The sequence below is a fragment of the Candidatus Williamhamiltonella defendens genome (assembly GCF_900699045.1).
Classification (GTDB): domain Bacteria; phylum Pseudomonadota; class Gammaproteobacteria; order Enterobacterales; family Enterobacteriaceae; genus Hamiltonella; species Hamiltonella defensa_A.
The window spans coordinates 96367-110969 of sequence record NZ_CAADHL010000001.1 but is presented as its reverse complement, the minus strand read 5'-3'; the positions used below and the strand labels follow the sequence as shown (position 1 = coordinate 110969).

Genomic DNA, 14603 nt, shown 5'->3' with positions numbered 1-14603 from the left:
ACATGCCAATCATCAGTAAGAACGTACTTTAGGTGGAAATGCGGGTCTGAGTTTGGGCTTCATATTCACTTTACGACGTGTCATACTCTGTGTCTGTGGTAAAAATAATGAGTGAGATAACCAGTTGATGTCATTGCGTTCTGTGAAATCAAGCCGGCTATGCGCACCTCGACTTTCTGTACGGAAATTGGCAGAAACGGCCGTTGAAAAGGCGGTTTCCATCAAATTATCCAATTCCAAGCATTCAATACGCTGTGTGTTAAATTCAGTCGAAGTATCTTCTAGGCGTGCATAGTTGAGTCTCTCTCGGATAACGTTAAGCTTTTTTAATCCCTCAGCTATCGATTCACCTTCACGGAAAACAGAAAAATGATTTTGCATGCAGGTTTGCAATGCGTGACGAATTTCAACGGGATCTTCACCTGATTGTGTATTATTCCAACGATGAATGCGTTCTAGAGCAGCGTCAAGGTCAGCATCACTAGCATCGCGACTTTCGCCTTGCTCTTTTAAGGATTCTGATAAATGAAGCCCAACCGCTCGACCAAACACCACCAAATCAAGTAAAGAATTACCCCCTAATCGGTTAGCACCATGCACAGAAACACAGGCAACTTCACCTACAGCAAATAAGCCGCGTATTACTTCATCTTCCCCATTTGGATTGACAGTAATGGCTTGTCCTGTGAATTTAGTAGGGATCCCGCCCATCATATAATGACAGGTTGGGATCACAGGAATAGGCTCTTTAATAGGGTCGACATGAGCGAAGGTCCGAGATAATTCCAGGATACCGGGTAAACGTGATTCGAGAACTTCTTTGCCTAAATGATCTAATTTTAATTTCACGTGTGGCCCCCAAGGCCCTTCATAGCCCCTGCCTGCACGAATTTCAATCATGATAGAACGTGCGACCACGTCACGCCCCGCGAGATCTTTTGCGTTAGGCGCATAGCGTTCCATAAAACGTTCGCCATGACGGTTGAGTAAATATCCGCCTTCACCCCGACAACCCTCAGTCACTAAAACGCCAGCCCCTGCAATGCCTGTTGGATGAAATTGCCACATTTCCATATCTTGCACGGGGACCCCAGCACGCAACGCCATACCAATACCATCTCCCGTATTAATATGTGCATTCGTTGTCGATTGATAAATTCGACCTGCCCCCCCCGTCGCAAGAATGGTGGCACGCGCTTTAAAATAAACGATTTCGCCAGTTTCAATAGAGATTGCGGTGCATCCAACAAAAACGCCATCCTGGTTTTTGACCAGATCTAATGCATACCATTCAGAAAAAATAGTGGTGTTGTTTTTTAAATTTTGTTGATAGAGAGTATGCAGCAAAGCATGTCCGGTTCGATCGGCCGCCGCCGCGGTGCGAGCAGCTTGAGCTCCGCCAAAATTCAGAGATTGCCCGCCGAAAGAGCGCTGATAAATACGCCCATCAGCTTGCCGAGAAAAGGGTAACCCCATGTGTTCTAATTCAATGATAGCTTCAGGGCCGTTTTGACACATATATTCGATTGCATCCTGATCGCCAATATAATCCGAGCCTTTGACGGTGTCATACATGTGCCATTCCCAGTTATCTTCATGATGATTACCTAATGCGACGGTGATCCCCCCTTGGGCAGATACGGTATGAGATCGGGTCGGGAACACTTTTGAAACCAATGAACAGGAAAGCCCCATCTGAGAAATTTGCAGGGCTGCACGCATACCAGCACCTCCAGCACCAATGACGACAGCATCAAATGTTCTTACAGGTAATTTCATTTAAACACTCCAAACTACCATCGTTCCGTAAAATACATAAACCATCAATACGACCAACACCAGCAGTTGTAGTAATAGTCTCAAAGGTAATGATTTGACATAATCGGTGAATACTTGCCATAGGCCAATCCAAGCATGAAGTAGAATCGAGAATAAAGTGAGGAGGGTAAAAATTTTAGTGAAAGCAGAGCCAAAAAAATGTTGCCAAATTTCATAAGTTATATTCGGGGTAATCGCAAAAAAACCAAAAAGATAAAAAACATATAGCGCAATAATAATCGCAGAGGCACGCAGTAGTAACCAATCTTGAATTCCATTACGCCCTAAAGCAGAAGCGTTGCTTACCATATGATGATTCCCACTAAAATCGACAGTAAAACTGTGATAACCATTACTACTTGAGCAGAGCGGATACCCATTTTTAGGTTTTCTTCAATATAACTAAAATCCATTAACAAATGACGAATGCCCCCTAAAAGATGATAAAATAAGGCCGTGAGAAAACCCCATAGTATCAATTTCATCAAAAAATGATCGACAATAGTAGAAGTTTCTATAAAGCCTTCTGGTGAAGAAAGAGAAAGACCTAAAAGCCAAACAAAGAAACCGACCGCAAAAAAAATAATCACGCCCGATATTCGATGCAAAATCGAAGCAATTGCCGTTAGAGGAAACCAAAATGTCATTAAATCTAAATTGATCGGTCTTTGTTTTTTTGTCATTTTCACCCCATTTTTATCATTTCTGAGCTTCGTTATCCACATAGAAGATGATAACGCAGATCTAAGATCAGTATCTGATTGGCATATTTTGATTGGAATCATTTTCAGTCAATTTATCTGCATTTTATATGAAAATAGTGTTTTATTTCAAAATATTCAAAATGAAAATGAATAAATTACATAACTATTTGATATTCATCAAAAAATAAATTCACTGCTATATTTAATGGTATCTTTTGATACTAATGTGATTATAAATCATATAAAAATTGTCTACACTGAAACTATTTGTAAAACCGTGAAAAGAAGTAACATGAAAGGTGTTTAAAAGAAGTTTATCTTAAATATGAAAGTAAATATGTTAAGGAGATAGGAATGTCTGATAAAAAAGCAAAGCTCATTATTGATGGAGAAACTTTGATTGAACTTGATCGATTTTCACCTACTTTAGGGATCCAAGTCATCGATGTGCGCCCTTTGATTTCTAAAAAGTATTTTACTTTTGATCCAGGATTTACTTCAACGGCTTCATGCGAATCAAAAATTACCTTTATCGACGGTGAAAAAGGTGTGTTATTACATCGTGGTTTCCCTATTAAAGAACTCGCAAATCATTCCACTTATTTAGAAGTGTGTTACATCTTATTGTATGGTGAGCCTCCTACCCCAGCACAATATGCAACATTCAAAACAACCATCACCCGCCATACGATGATCGATGATCAAATTACACATTTATTTCGTGGATTTCGTCGTGATTCACATCCAATGGCGGTACTTTGTGGCGTTACAGGTGCTCTGGCGGCTTTTTATCATAATGGTTTAGATGTGCATGATCAAAATCATCGCGAACTCAGTGCTTTTCGTTTATTGTCCAAGATGCCGACAATGGCGGCCATGTGCTATAGATATTCTATCGGTCAGCCTTTTGTTTTTCCTCGAAATAATCTCTCCTATGCGGCTAATTTTTTAAATATGATGTTTTCGACTCCTTGTGAAGAATATCAAATTACCCCTGTTTTAGAGCGTGCGATGGATCGCATTTTAATTTTGCATGCAGATCATGAGCAAAATGCATCTACGTCCACAGTACGTACAGCAGGTTCTTCTGGCTCCAATCCTTTTGCTTGTATTGCTGCTGGGATCGCGTCTTTATGGGGCCCTTCTCATGGAGGAGCCAATGAAGCTTGCTTAAAAATGTTAGAGGAAATAGGTAAAGCTGAAAATATTCCTAAATTTATAGCGAGGGCTAAAGATAAAAATGATGGTTTTCGATTGATGGGATTTGGTCATAGAGTGTACAAAAATTATGATCCCAGAGCAAAAGTGATGAAAGAAACCTGTGATGAAGTGTTAAATGAGCTCAATATACAAGATCATTTGTTCGAAGTAGCAAGGGAATTAGAACACATTGCGCTCAACGATTATTACTTTATTGAGAAAAAACTCTATCCTAATGTCGATTTTTATTCCGGGCTTATCCTGAAAGCAATAGGTATTCCTACTTCGATGTTTACTGTGATATTTACTGTGGCCAGAACGATTGGCTGGATTTCACACTGGAAAGAAATGCATGATGAAGGACTTAAAATTGCTCGACCCCGTCAGCTGTATCTGGGATACACTCAGCGTGCATTTAAGAGCCAAAATTTTCATTAAATCTAGTTTCGAATAAGTATTAAAAAGTTATTTTTTATTAATTGCTTTAAAATATAACGTAAGTTTGCCATTGAAAATTACCTGTGTATGTTTATCAGCCGAAGGGATTTCAAACGTCTGCATTATCTCAAGCATTATTACGTTTTTTCGAAAGATCGTTTGCCATAACGGGAAATCAGAGGGAGTGAACTCCGACAAAAGTTGATGTAACGCTTTAGCATTCACTCAGTTCAACGCATATAAAACCCATCATCTAGCCTGGAAATTTAATTAAAAATGTATTAAGCCAATTTTTGGCTTTTTATTTTTTAATAAATTATTGTTTTAACATTAAACATTTCACCCATTATTGATATGGACGCTTTAGCAGTCTCTATTTAAATTACATTTTAATAGAAACCATTTTTTAAGAAAAAACAATCATAAGCTTGAATCACAATGGATATCCAACCTTGCATAAATCACTTTTGCTAGAAGAAAAAAATTATCGTGATATTAAAGAAAAAAGCGATCCGATTATTAAATTTCACCAAAATAAGCGTGGAAATAAATTTTATAAGTCGCAGGATAGGCTCTCCAACTCTGAAGACTATTCGAAAGAATACCTTAAGCTTGATACAAATTATTTAATATTTAATTATAAAACAGATGAAAGCCCTATACATAATAGTTTTGAAGATACTAGTCCCGAAGATAGCAGTTATGTCAAAAAAATGAAAGACTAGCGATTTGTCTGAAATAGTAATATGGATTTGTCTATTTAATTCAAACTAATGAGATGCAGGTCGTACCGTTAATAAATAATTATTTTCTGAATTTCCTTGAAGCTGCCTCAGAAGTACATATATCGGTACCTGAAGATAGTCTCAAAAAATTTAGAGGAATTAGTCTTGGTACAGGTTGATAAAAAATTATTAAATATGGCATCTCAATGATACAAGGAAGTGGATAAAAGGTCTGCCTGAAAATTACATACAGGAGTGCTATTGCGTTGGAATATAGTAGGACATAGACGTGATAGGGAAGATGGCGCTAATCAACCTTAAGTGATGCAGTCTCTGAGTATTTACCAAGCAATTATTTCAGTTCCATCAGGCATTTCAAAAAGAATTAGGCCAGTAAGTAATACCAGACTATATAGTCTGGTAGGGTTTTGAAAGAAAGAGATAAATCAGATTAGAGTAGTGCTCAGTTGACACTAGAAGAGAAATTAGTCTGAAAAATTCATGGGCCTAAAGCGGTTACTGGGATAACCGATTTGAACGCCGAGAAAACTGTCCCGGTTCGAAACGGATGAGCGGGTGTGAATGAATCAATTCTCTGCTCGAGCTGCTTTAGGCATGCAAGGGTACGGTTACCTACGGGGGGTTCGGGATTTTAAAAGCTATAACGAGCTCTTGCATAAGAGCGGTCTAACAGAAGAAAAAATAATTCATTTTTCAACGTCATTTAGTCATCGCTTCTTTTATCTCGAATATTGGGATTGCCGCGCTCTACTCTGGATTAGATCAATACGGAAAAGTTTTAATAACACGGGGCATTACAGCAGATAATCAATTGAAAGTGGTTCGTTTTGGTAGGCCGGTATTAGGGGCATTATCCAGTGGATTTGAGCTATACGAATCTTTTCAAGCGTTTGATACACTGAGAAAAATGACGGATCCAAAATTACGTCAAGATGCCCTCGTCAAAGACAGCGATGTTTCATCAGCGGGGTCTTTTGAGTTGCTAGTTAGGTTGGCATTGTTAGGCTCTGGTGAAATTTATTCGGCCATACGCCAGGTACAAGAACTAAAAAAATGGGTTGCATTGAGTGATGCTGAAGAACTTGATGCGCGCTGGAGTTACTTCTCATATCACGATTTAGCGCCAGATGTAGAAAATGTAGCCATTTATCAATAGACTTTAGCGCCGGCAAGAAAGGGTATCAGCAACTTTTCACCAAGCAAGCCCAGGCCCTACTACTCAGGCAAGGCTAAATAGAGAGAATTTATAGTAGTCGAGTGAACATCTCACTAAAATCTCAACACAACAAAAATTGTTGCGAATGACCGTTGTATTACATTAGCTAGCGGGTTGTATGAAGATCTCATATAGGACGGACCTTCTCATAGTTATAGTGTAGTAGGCCGCGTGCGGCCTGAAGAGGTATCAAAAAATTTATAGATTAAATACATCAGCGAACGTGAGGGTGTGGATAGTGATTATAAAAACTATACCTCCGTGTTGATATCGAGAGACGATAAGAGTAATGACGATATCATGATGACCTTGTCCAAATGGCATCGAAAATTATGGAGGCAGTTCGTAGATGAAAACTAAAAATATTGATGCAGAAGGAGAGACTCGCCATTGGAAATCGGCACGGGACTCCGACCCCTGTCGGGGACTTTAATGGAGCAGATAAGTGGGGACATCGCTTACTTCAACGATCGGGGCGTCTCTGTCCTACTGTTGTGCAAGGCAGTGAATGAGTACATGATCAAGACAGACACAGAGATAAAGACTTGTTATCATGCCGAAGATAAAGATGCAGTTTATCATGTTATGGGAAACATCAACTAAGATGTTTAAGAGACGAGATTGTGTTATCACTCAATTTGATGTTAACGATTTTGTTTTCAAGCGAAAAGGTAGTTTTGAGAAAAGCAACAGGGGTATCCGATGAATCCTCTATGTTGACATAAAACCAGTCCCGTTATTGATGGAGATCAATAATGAAGATAACCAGTTGGATTTGGTCCAGTTTTCAGGGAATAAATTATGCCTGTACCATGGTGATGCTTCGGACAAAGACAGGTTTGATAAAACCCCGAAAGAAGTCACCTTGAGTTCAGAATATGTTACTGATTTTAAGAATAATCGGTAATAATATTTTAAGCCTAAGTTCAGAAACTGCTACAGGGGGCGATGGCATAGATAGCTATCGTATTTTATAAAATACCACACAAAAAAAGCATCTATCGAAGTGCAAGAAACCTTAAATTCTTATAATTATTTTATTAAAGTGGGAGTGAAGATATTAAAAGTTAAACAATTAGCACAAGCGATAGCGGGTCTTTCGGAATCAGACAATGAAGCCAGGTTTCAAAAACCTCTTAAACAAAGAGGTGCTAAAATCACAATAATTTCTACCTTAAACAAGAAATCGATATCGTACTCGATGCGCTTCTTTGACTTTTAGCCTTAGCACATCTGTCAGCGTAAATATCTGACCAATCAGATGAAGTAGGACCATCGAAATATCACTCGACGAATACGCCCTACGATAGGATTGAAATCATTCTGGCAATTACAAATCTGCACAGACATCGAGATTATGTATTTTAAAAAATAGAAAACTTCAACATCCGCATCGGGAGAGGTTGTTATAAACCGCTCAATTTTATCTTTTATATGCCTAAAGAATAGCAGAGGATTTTTTCGGACTTGTCGTTCTTAATGCAACACAACCTTAAAAATGTTCATATAAAAAGAGAATATACTGCCTTCAGATTAAACTTAAATTACTTTAACACCCCGCTCATTTTATAATATCGCTTATGACAGCCCGGATTATGTAAACAACTTTTACAATAGCGGCTGTTACAGCCATTCTGTTCTTCTTCGACAGATTCTATCTTACCCATGATAGTAAGCTGCGATAACATGGCTTCCATGAAAGGCAAAGGTGTGTGAAGCAGTCGACTTAGCTGATCTGCATCCATCATGCCGTTTAGCGCAATCGCATTGCGTATTTGAAATAAATCCGTCATAAAATATTCGTTGGTTTTGCAAAAAGAGGGTAACGTCTTAGACCCAAGATGATCAGCCCATTGATCACAAAAAGTGCTGTCATCGTAAGTGTACTTCGTTCTGGATCTTGAGAAAAAGTGGCGATTTGATAAAACAAGGTAGAGAAAAACCAAGCTAAATTCAAGCTCCATAAAATCGAAAAAATCATCCACCCTCGATGAGTTTCTCGAGCAATGGCACCCATCACGGAAGCACAGGGTACATATAAAAGCACAAAAATCAGATAGCTATAAGCGGCAATATCGGATCCGAATTTTTGGCTCATGACGCCCATTGATCCTTGAGTCATTTCTCCATCCCCTTGGCTTGCTTTGATAGGGTTAGACAGTACGGTGCTGTTAATACTGTGTCGCAGTTCTTCCAAAGTTTCATCTATGGCACCAGCCAATTCATCTAACAAATGAAAATCGTTCGGATCAAAGGGTTCATTGTGGATCTGCTCAGCGGTGTACAATGTATTTAATGTACCTATTACCACTTCTTTGGCTATCGCGCCCGCAATTAAACCGACCGTCGCTTGCCAATGATCTGGTTTGATTCCTAACGGCTCCAAGAGAGGTGTCAACTCTTTACTGACAGAAGCTAAAGCAGAGTCATTGATATTATCCACTGTTCTACCCGAAAGAGAAAAACTGTTTAGTCCTCCAATTAGAATACTGGCCATAATAATGACCTTTCCCGCGCGGATCATAAATCCTTTTAAGCGCTGCCAAGTCTGTAAAAGTAAGGTCTTGAGATGGGGAACATGATAGATCGGCAATTCCATAATAAAGGGGGAGGCTTCACCTTGCATCAAGGTATATTTTAAGAGTAATCCGGTCAAAATTGCGGCCGCAATCCCAAGTAAATAAAGTGAAAAAACGACACTGGCACCTGATTTCCCAAAAAATGCGGCAGAAAAAACGGCAAAGATGGCAAGCCGAGCACTGCAAGACATAAAAGGGGCCATCATAATAGTGATCAATCGTTCACGAGGCGCTTCTAAAGTGCGCGCGCCCATAATTGAAGGCACATTACATCCAAAACCGACAATCAATGGTATAAACGACTTCCCAGGTAATCCGATCAGCTGCATGAATCGATCCATCACGAAAGCAGCTCGTGCCATGTAGCCTGAATCTTCTAAAAAAGAAAGAAAAAGATACATCATGGTAATCTGAGGTACTAATGGCAGCATAGTATTAATACCTCCTCCTATGCCTTGAGCAAAAAAAACGGTCAACCAGTCAGGAAAATGAAGCTGATAGCCCAACCACTGAGTGCCTTTAATAAAAAAGGCAGAGGAGCTGATATCAAAGAGCGGTTGAAATGCGCCTCCCACATTAATTGCTAGAATAAACATCACATACATGACAAATAAAAAAAGGGGTACCCCAAGCCAACGGTGCAGAATAAAGCAATCCAACACTTCCGTAGTGCGATCCCCAGAGAGCTGTTCAGTCCGGATTACTACATCAGTGATACTCTTGATAGATTGATAACGGGCGTTTGCAATCACAACATCAGAATCGTTACATCTATTTTGCTCTAATATTTTGTTTAATTCGGCTTCCAAGGTGCCGAATTTTTTGGCCTGTGAGATACTATAAATATCCCCTTCAAGCATTTGTAATGCTAACCATCGACGTTTTTGTTTGGGTATTTTGTCGTGAGGAATCATTTCAATCAATTGATTAAGTTCGTTTCTTAAACAAGAAGGATATTCCACTAAATCATCTTTTTTCTTGATCTGCCTAACGTTGCTTTGAAAAGAATTTATTGTGTGTTTTAACTCTTTGATACCCTTTGCTTGTGTTGATGTTAAGGGGACCACAGGGCAGCCTAATTGAGTCGAAAGCGTTGCGATATCAATATCGATATTTTGATTTTGAGCGATATCCAACATATTAAGCGCGAGAATACAGGGCATTACCCATTCCAATAATTGTAGTGTCAAATAAAGGTTGCGTTCTAGATTAGATGCATCGATCACATTGATCAGTAAATCTGCTTTATTATATAGAATGTATTCAGAGGCAATTTTTTCATCTAGTGAAGTCTGCTCTGAAATCGTGGTTAACGAATAAATACCTGGCAAATCAACCAGAGTCACCTGATACTCAGACGTATTAAATTCACCTTCTTTACGCTCTACTGTGACACCTGCCCAATTACCCACACGTTGATGAGCGCCAGTTAATTCATTAAAAAGGGTTGTTTTTCCTGTATTTGGATTGCCGATTAAACCGATGGTGAGTTTTTTCATGAAATTTTAAGGGAATTTATGTAAAGTTTAAAAAATGTAAATCGGATTTACGTAATATCAAATTGATTTGATTGATCTTGATATGAAGAGGATCCCCCATCGGGGCTTCTCTAATCACAGTGAAAAATAAACCCGGAAGCACGCCCAGTGACAGTAATTTTTGCCGATAAGCGGGGCTGATGTCTTTTGAAAAACCGATAATACGATAAGAATGACCTGAAACAAAATGCATATAACCTAATACTTAACGCAATAATATGCGATATACAATAGAAGAATGATAATCGTTATCATATGTAATTTAAGTATCAATACAATGATATATTTATTTTTTTTAATAAAAAAAGTTGAAAATTATGATGAAGCTAAGAACACAAAACGAAACAAGTTGAAAGCGTTTAGCGGTTCTCTAAAGCAATACAATTTTTTAAGTATCTGAATTCTTTTATAGGAGTACAAGCAGCTTGCTGGTAAACGAGTCAGCCGCGATTGTAATCTCACTTATCAAACATCATCAATACTCCTCTTCTTATCTACGTTTAAAGCAGACTACTTTATTTTAAAATTTGTTATAAATTATATTTAATAATGATTCTCATTCAATATATGATTTGAAGCATACGAAAAAGGCTCTTTCAAGCCAGTCATTTATCTGTTCTATTTTTCATATAAAGGAGATATTTTGTGGGATCTAGGAAAAATAATATTTTTGTAAACGCAACTTCATTAGAAAAAACCTTTTCAATAAATAATGCGTTAAAATGCTTGGTGCATTGCCTTTTTCAGAAGGCCCTTTAGGTCTATCGCGACTAATTTTTACGTCAGATTAAGTATGTTATCCGTTAAAGCAGGTACAGTTATTTTTTGAACATTGACAAATTGCACTAATAAAGATCTTTAGTAATTGTGGGCAAATAATTTGGAGAGTAATAGGGGGGCAATATCACAGATCATAATAAATTAATTGCTTTAATAAAAATGAACTAGATTTCAGACACACAACAGAAGGTATTGAAGGGATGAAGTCTGATATTACAAACAGCATTCATAACGATATTCCAGCTCGACAGTATCAGCAAAAATGGAATGCCATATTATAACAAAAAATCGCCCTCAGTGGTGAAACCACTTTGACAGGTTAGTTAGCTCATCAGATGTCTCTTTCAGATGCCGATATTTTACTGGATCAGTGGGAGTAGTAGTTATTAGAAGGTCATCCTTGATTATTTCACATGGAAATATAGATCTAGTTTAAGCCCTGAATCTGTTGATTTATTATCACTAGAATTTGATGACATAGTTCCTGTACGTATCACCGCTTTACGAGCAGACATGGCTTATATCCAAACAATGCCAGATAAAAACAAATTACCAAGGCTGGTATACTGAGCAATTTCTTATTTTGTGGCAGGAATAGTAACAACAACTTACGCATCAAAACATGATGCAAAAGAATGCTTGTCCTTACCTATTTATTATTAATATCTTGCCGCTTGTGTTTAGCAAAATTATGCTGGATAACATCGCCGCAGGTATTTTGATTCTTGAAGGCCTGGATCCTCAAACGAGACCCACTATGTTTTTTCGTACTATGTGTTATCTAACACTCGAAAACGCTCCTTTTATTAAATTACCTGTTGCTATATAAATGACCAGTGAAATGCGAAGTATACAGGCCAAATTAATACATATGAGGCCTTGGATTAGTCAGCTGATGAAAGAAATTTAACATAACGAATATGGCTTTAATCAAAGTGTGTCTATTTTAGAGGAACAGATAGCTTTTCATTACCAGCATTATTCATAAAGAAAGGTAGGACGATGCTAAGAGGAAATGTTTATCAGTGGTTTTTTGTCAAGCTTACAGTTCCCCAAAATGTTATAAAAATATCTTCCGATTACGGTGGCGACTTTATTGATTTCTTTATTTCAAAATAATAATCCCTTGATTACTGAGTTAATTGCTTCTGCTGAACAAAGCGTTAGAGACTAGTTTAAGCAATATATTCAGGTTCTAATCTATCCTGTCATCATCTTTTATCTTTTTTATAGCATTTCTTTAGAAGCACATCAATAAAACACTCAAATTCTTTTTTTCTCATAAGGGGATGGCACATCATTTTTTAATCCGTTATTGTGGCAATGGAAGCACTTATACACCTTTATTGTATAAACGAGGTTATGCATTACAGCCTGATTCCTATATCCAGAGATATTGCCCATCGTATTTTTAAATGATATCTAACCAGTGCATACTTTTTCGTATATGCTTACTTTTTAACTCATTTATATGAATTAGGGCTCTGTTTGACATCTTATTATAATCTAGATACCCCGGTTCTTTGGAAAATTCTCAGAGAGGTCACAGTTTAGGTTTTTAATGCCTTTAAAAAACGAGTATCGAATTCTTTATGGCAAAGAGAACGAAAAATGTTTCTTTCTGAGCCTTGATCTACCCGCTCATTATTGAGCATGCATTTATCTCAATATCACAACTATCGTCTTCAACATGAATTAACTAACCGATGAAATTTCATTACATAGTATATTAAAAAATGCTTAGCATTATTTAGTGGCTTTTATAAAAGCACGTCTCTCATTTTTGTGATGACTATTGATGCCTTGGCTCAAAGCAGTCTTATTTCTGAAACGGTATCTAGAAAAATCATCAATCAAGAAAAAGAAGAGAGCATGATTGTTCAAGAATATTCGTTTGATGAGAAAAAAGGATTGATCTCAGGTGGAAAAGCACGTCATGCGAATCTCGTATTATTAGGCAACAAGATTAGATGGAGACGCTTTTTATTGTCAGTAACTATACCTCTAAGTACATGGAAGAATCGCAAGCGATTACGTTGTTAGATGCCATCAATCAGGTCTTTCGGTCAGATTGACCAGGTAAGAAGGGAGATTACTGGATTCATTGTCTCTGCAGGGCTTTCCAAGTAATGAAAGCCTGCGATTTTCTTGTTTATTCGAATACAGCGGCTTATTTAATGAATTTATTAGAAAATCGCTTTCATTGGTATCCTATTCCTCAACATATTTCTCTATTGAAAGATCAACAGGCATAACGAAAGCACGACAGGGAGAAAAATCGTTAATTTTTAATAAAGTAACTGATTTTGATTGGAAATACTCCATACTCAATCTTTCTCTTAAAAATAAAAATGCGCAACTCTTTCTTAAGATTGAAAAAACAATCCAGGAGGAAAGATGCAAGATCGTATGGCACGAAATATGATTTTAGCGGGGGTTAAAATCAGGCAAAATAAAACCAGGAGGGACTATTGTGAAATCCTCCTCAAGTAACACCGGTATTAGACTTGCTTTGACGGTGATCGAATTTGATTTTCTTTTTATTGCTATTGTTGATCATCACGCTTCTCCGGATAAAATTTTTATTATGCGTGCCTGAGGAGATGAAATCTGTTATGTAACAGTGAACTATAAAGAAAATGAAGTCGCCGTGGTGGAGAGACAATATTTTGCCGCCGCTTTAGCAAAAGAAATCCCCGGCGATGTTTTTATGCATCAATCAGATAACGTTGCCAATACAGGTGGTATCTTGATTTTATCAGAGAAAGAGAAATAGTGCAGAAAGGTGAAAAGTGGATGTTTATTGGTGTTGTCTAAAACAGGTGTATTGATGACGGGGATTTCTCATGGTTTAAAGGTCTATAACCAAAATATAACGATCATTGCGGTTGAGCCTGTAGGTTATATTGTTTTCGGAAAACCAGGATATCCTTATTATCAATCATGGCGGGTACATCAAACGGAGATAACGTAGGTTGGGTCTTTGATTATAGTACGATTAATATGGGTGAACAGGTTTCCGACGCTCAAGCGTTTGAAACCGCCTGTTACATAGCTAAAGAATATGGCCTTTTGGTAGGCGGTTCAACAGGGTGGTGATCTATAAAGCGTTGGCGCGGATTTATCAAAATCAAATTTTTGGCAATATTGTGATCGCGGTGGCCAATAGTAGAGAAAAATATCTCAACACTGTTTTTAATATTGATGTGTCTTCTATTCACTCGTTATTAGAAGAAATCAGGGAAGCTTATACGGAGCAGAGCATTGAAAAGTACACTTTATTATCCGTGCTACGTGCGCATCAAGCTTATCGAAGGATCCATCTGCCATTGATCCCCGTTGACCAAAAAGGATACGTTTTTGATAAAACTCATCGCACTTTTCATGAAGACGTGAACAATAAATTTGTCTTTATTAGTGGCGATGGCAAAACGCTTAAATATTTATTTACCTTATATTTAAGAAATATATTCTTGAATTCTTGATGATATGAGATCTTTTTCTTCGTGTCAGAGTACTTTAGATTATTGTCCTGAACACTGCCCCAATAAATAGCAAAAAATAATAGCTCTGATATGCCTAAA

The 14603-nt window shown here is 37.7% G+C and carries 15 protein-coding genes and 1 pseudogene; 10 read left to right on the top strand and 6 right to left on the bottom strand.

Annotation, left to right across the window (positions count from 1 at the left end):
• Nucleotides 1-12: 12 nt before the first annotated feature.
• Genes sdhA through sdhC form a run of 3 tightly spaced genes read right to left on the bottom strand, consistent with a single transcriptional unit; the run spans nt 13 to nt 2501 of the window.
• Nucleotides 13-1779, bottom strand: a complete 1767-nt coding sequence (gene sdhA, locus CICURV3402_RS00555) for a succinate dehydrogenase flavoprotein subunit (RefSeq protein ID WP_158379437.1) — start codon at nt 1777-1779, stop codon at nt 13-15.
• Nucleotides 1780-2127: a succinate dehydrogenase membrane anchor subunit gene (gene sdhD / locus CICURV3402_RS00550; protein WP_158379436.1), complete on the bottom strand. Its 348-nt coding sequence runs from the start codon at nt 2125-2127 to the stop codon at nt 1780-1782. It lies immediately after the preceding gene.
• A complete protein-coding gene (gene sdhC / locus CICURV3402_RS00545) occupies nt 2121-2501 on the bottom strand; it encodes a succinate dehydrogenase cytochrome b556 subunit (protein WP_158379435.1) in 381 nt (126 codons plus the stop codon). Before sdhC ends, sdhD begins: the two co-directional genes overlap by 7 nt.
• Nucleotides 2502-2876: 375 nt before the next feature.
• Between sdhC and CICURV3402_RS00540 the strand changes: the two genes are divergently transcribed.
• From CICURV3402_RS00540 to CICURV3402_RS00525, 4 genes are all read left to right on the top strand, one after another.
• A complete protein-coding gene (locus tag CICURV3402_RS00540; RefSeq protein WP_158379434.1) occupies nt 2877-4160 on the top strand; it encodes a citrate synthase in 1284 nt (427 codons plus the stop codon).
• Nucleotides 4161-4588: 428 nt separating this feature from the next.
• Nucleotides 4589-4885, top strand: a complete 297-nt coding sequence (locus CICURV3402_RS00535; RefSeq protein WP_158379433.1) for a hypothetical protein — start codon at nt 4589-4591, stop codon at nt 4883-4885.
• 832 nt (nt 4886-5717) lie between these two features.
• Nucleotides 5718-6062 carry a hypothetical protein gene (locus CICURV3402_RS00530; protein WP_158379432.1) on the top strand — a complete coding sequence of 115 codons (345 nt, stop codon included), beginning with the start codon at nt 5718-5720 and terminating at the stop codon, nt 6060-6062.
• A 428-nt stretch (nt 6063-6490) separates the two neighbouring features.
• Nucleotides 6491-6634, top strand: coding sequence for a hypothetical protein (locus CICURV3402_RS00525; RefSeq protein ID WP_187306874.1), 144 nt, complete (start codon nt 6491-6493; stop codon nt 6632-6634).
• A gap of 1032 nt (nt 6635-7666) precedes the next feature.
• Here CICURV3402_RS00525 and CICURV3402_RS00520 read toward each other — a convergent pair.
• From CICURV3402_RS00520 to feoA, 3 genes and pseudogenes are all read right to left on the bottom strand, one after another.
• Nucleotides 7667-7915, bottom strand: a complete 249-nt coding sequence (locus tag CICURV3402_RS00520) for a FeoC-like transcriptional regulator (RefSeq protein WP_158379431.1) — start codon at nt 7913-7915, stop codon at nt 7667-7669.
• Nucleotides 7916-7947: 32 nt separating this feature from the next.
• Nucleotides 7948-10200, bottom strand: a pseudogene (gene feoB, locus CICURV3402_RS00515) (Fe(2+) transporter permease subunit FeoB); the annotation flags it as partial.
• Nucleotides 10201-10216: 16 nt separating this feature from the next.
• The gene (gene feoA, locus CICURV3402_RS00510; protein ID WP_158379429.1) at nt 10217-10432 is read right to left on the bottom strand and encodes a ferrous iron transporter A; all 216 of its coding nucleotides are present in this window, start codon (nt 10430-10432) and stop codon (nt 10217-10219) included.
• A 1209-nt stretch (nt 10433-11641) separates the two neighbouring features.
• Between feoA and CICURV3402_RS00505 the strand changes: the two genes are divergently transcribed.
• From CICURV3402_RS00505 to CICURV3402_RS00485, 6 genes are all read left to right on the top strand, one after another.
• Nucleotides 11642-11848 carry a hypothetical protein gene (locus CICURV3402_RS00505; RefSeq protein ID WP_158379428.1) on the top strand — a complete coding sequence of 69 codons (207 nt, stop codon included), beginning with the start codon at nt 11642-11644 and terminating at the stop codon, nt 11846-11848.
• 959 nt (nt 11849-12807) lie between these two features.
• The gene (locus CICURV3402_RS00500) at nt 12808-13062 is read left to right on the top strand and encodes a hypothetical protein (protein ID WP_187306873.1); all 255 of its coding nucleotides are present in this window, start codon (nt 12808-12810) and stop codon (nt 13060-13062) included.
• An 86-nt stretch (nt 13063-13148) separates the two neighbouring features.
• Nucleotides 13149-13274, top strand: coding sequence for a hypothetical protein (locus CICURV3402_RS07045; RefSeq protein ID WP_268904276.1), 126 nt, complete (start codon nt 13149-13151; stop codon nt 13272-13274).
• A 368-nt stretch (nt 13275-13642) separates the two neighbouring features.
• Nucleotides 13643-13795: a hypothetical protein gene (locus CICURV3402_RS00495; protein ID WP_222837035.1), complete on the top strand. Its 153-nt coding sequence runs from the start codon at nt 13643-13645 to the stop codon at nt 13793-13795.
• Between the two features lie 167 nt (nt 13796-13962).
• Nucleotides 13963-14118: a hypothetical protein gene (locus CICURV3402_RS00490; protein WP_222837034.1), complete on the top strand. Its 156-nt coding sequence runs from the start codon at nt 13963-13965 to the stop codon at nt 14116-14118.
• Nucleotides 14112-14504 carry a hypothetical protein gene (locus tag CICURV3402_RS00485; protein WP_222837033.1) on the top strand — a complete coding sequence of 131 codons (393 nt, stop codon included), beginning with the start codon at nt 14112-14114 and terminating at the stop codon, nt 14502-14504. The genes CICURV3402_RS00490 and CICURV3402_RS00485 overlap by 7 nt, the downstream gene beginning before the upstream one ends.
• The last annotated feature ends 99 nt before the right edge of the window (nt 14505-14603 follow it).

What these genes read in the sequence shown, in the direction of transcription:
- sdhD (WP_158379436.1), bottom strand. Translation starts at nt 2,127, where the DNA reads ATGGTAAGCAACGCTTCTGCTTTAGGGCGTAATGGAATTCAAGATTGG.
- sdhC (WP_158379435.1), bottom strand. Translation starts at nt 2,501, where the DNA reads ATGACAAAAAAACAAAGACCGATCAATTTAGATTTAATGACATTTTGG.
- feoA (WP_158379429.1), bottom strand. Translation starts at nt 10,432, where the DNA reads ATGCATTTTGTTTCAGGTCATTCTTATCGTATTATCGGTTTTTCAAAA.
- CICURV3402_RS00520 (WP_158379431.1), bottom strand. Translation starts at nt 7,915, where the DNA reads ATGACGGATTTATTTCAAATACGCAATGCGATTGCGCTAAACGGCATG.
- CICURV3402_RS00505 (WP_158379428.1), top strand. Translation starts at nt 11,642, where the DNA reads ATGATGCAAAAGAATGCTTGTCCTTACCTATTTATTATTAATATCTTG.
- sdhA (WP_158379437.1), bottom strand. Translation starts at nt 1,779, where the DNA reads ATGAAATTACCTGTAAGAACATTTGATGCTGTCGTCATTGGTGCTGGA.
- CICURV3402_RS00500 (WP_187306873.1), top strand. Translation starts at nt 12,808, where the DNA reads ATGACTATTGATGCCTTGGCTCAAAGCAGTCTTATTTCTGAAACGGTA.
- CICURV3402_RS00490 (WP_222837034.1), top strand. Translation starts at nt 13,963, where the DNA reads ATGGCGGGTACATCAAACGGAGATAACGTAGGTTGGGTCTTTGATTAT.
- CICURV3402_RS00525 (WP_187306874.1), top strand. Translation starts at nt 6,491, where the DNA reads ATGCAGAAGGAGAGACTCGCCATTGGAAATCGGCACGGGACTCCGACC.
- CICURV3402_RS07045 (WP_268904276.1), top strand. Translation starts at nt 13,149, where the DNA reads ATGAAAGCCTGCGATTTTCTTGTTTATTCGAATACAGCGGCTTATTTA.
- CICURV3402_RS00540 (WP_158379434.1), top strand. Translation starts at nt 2,877, where the DNA reads ATGTCTGATAAAAAAGCAAAGCTCATTATTGATGGAGAAACTTTGATT.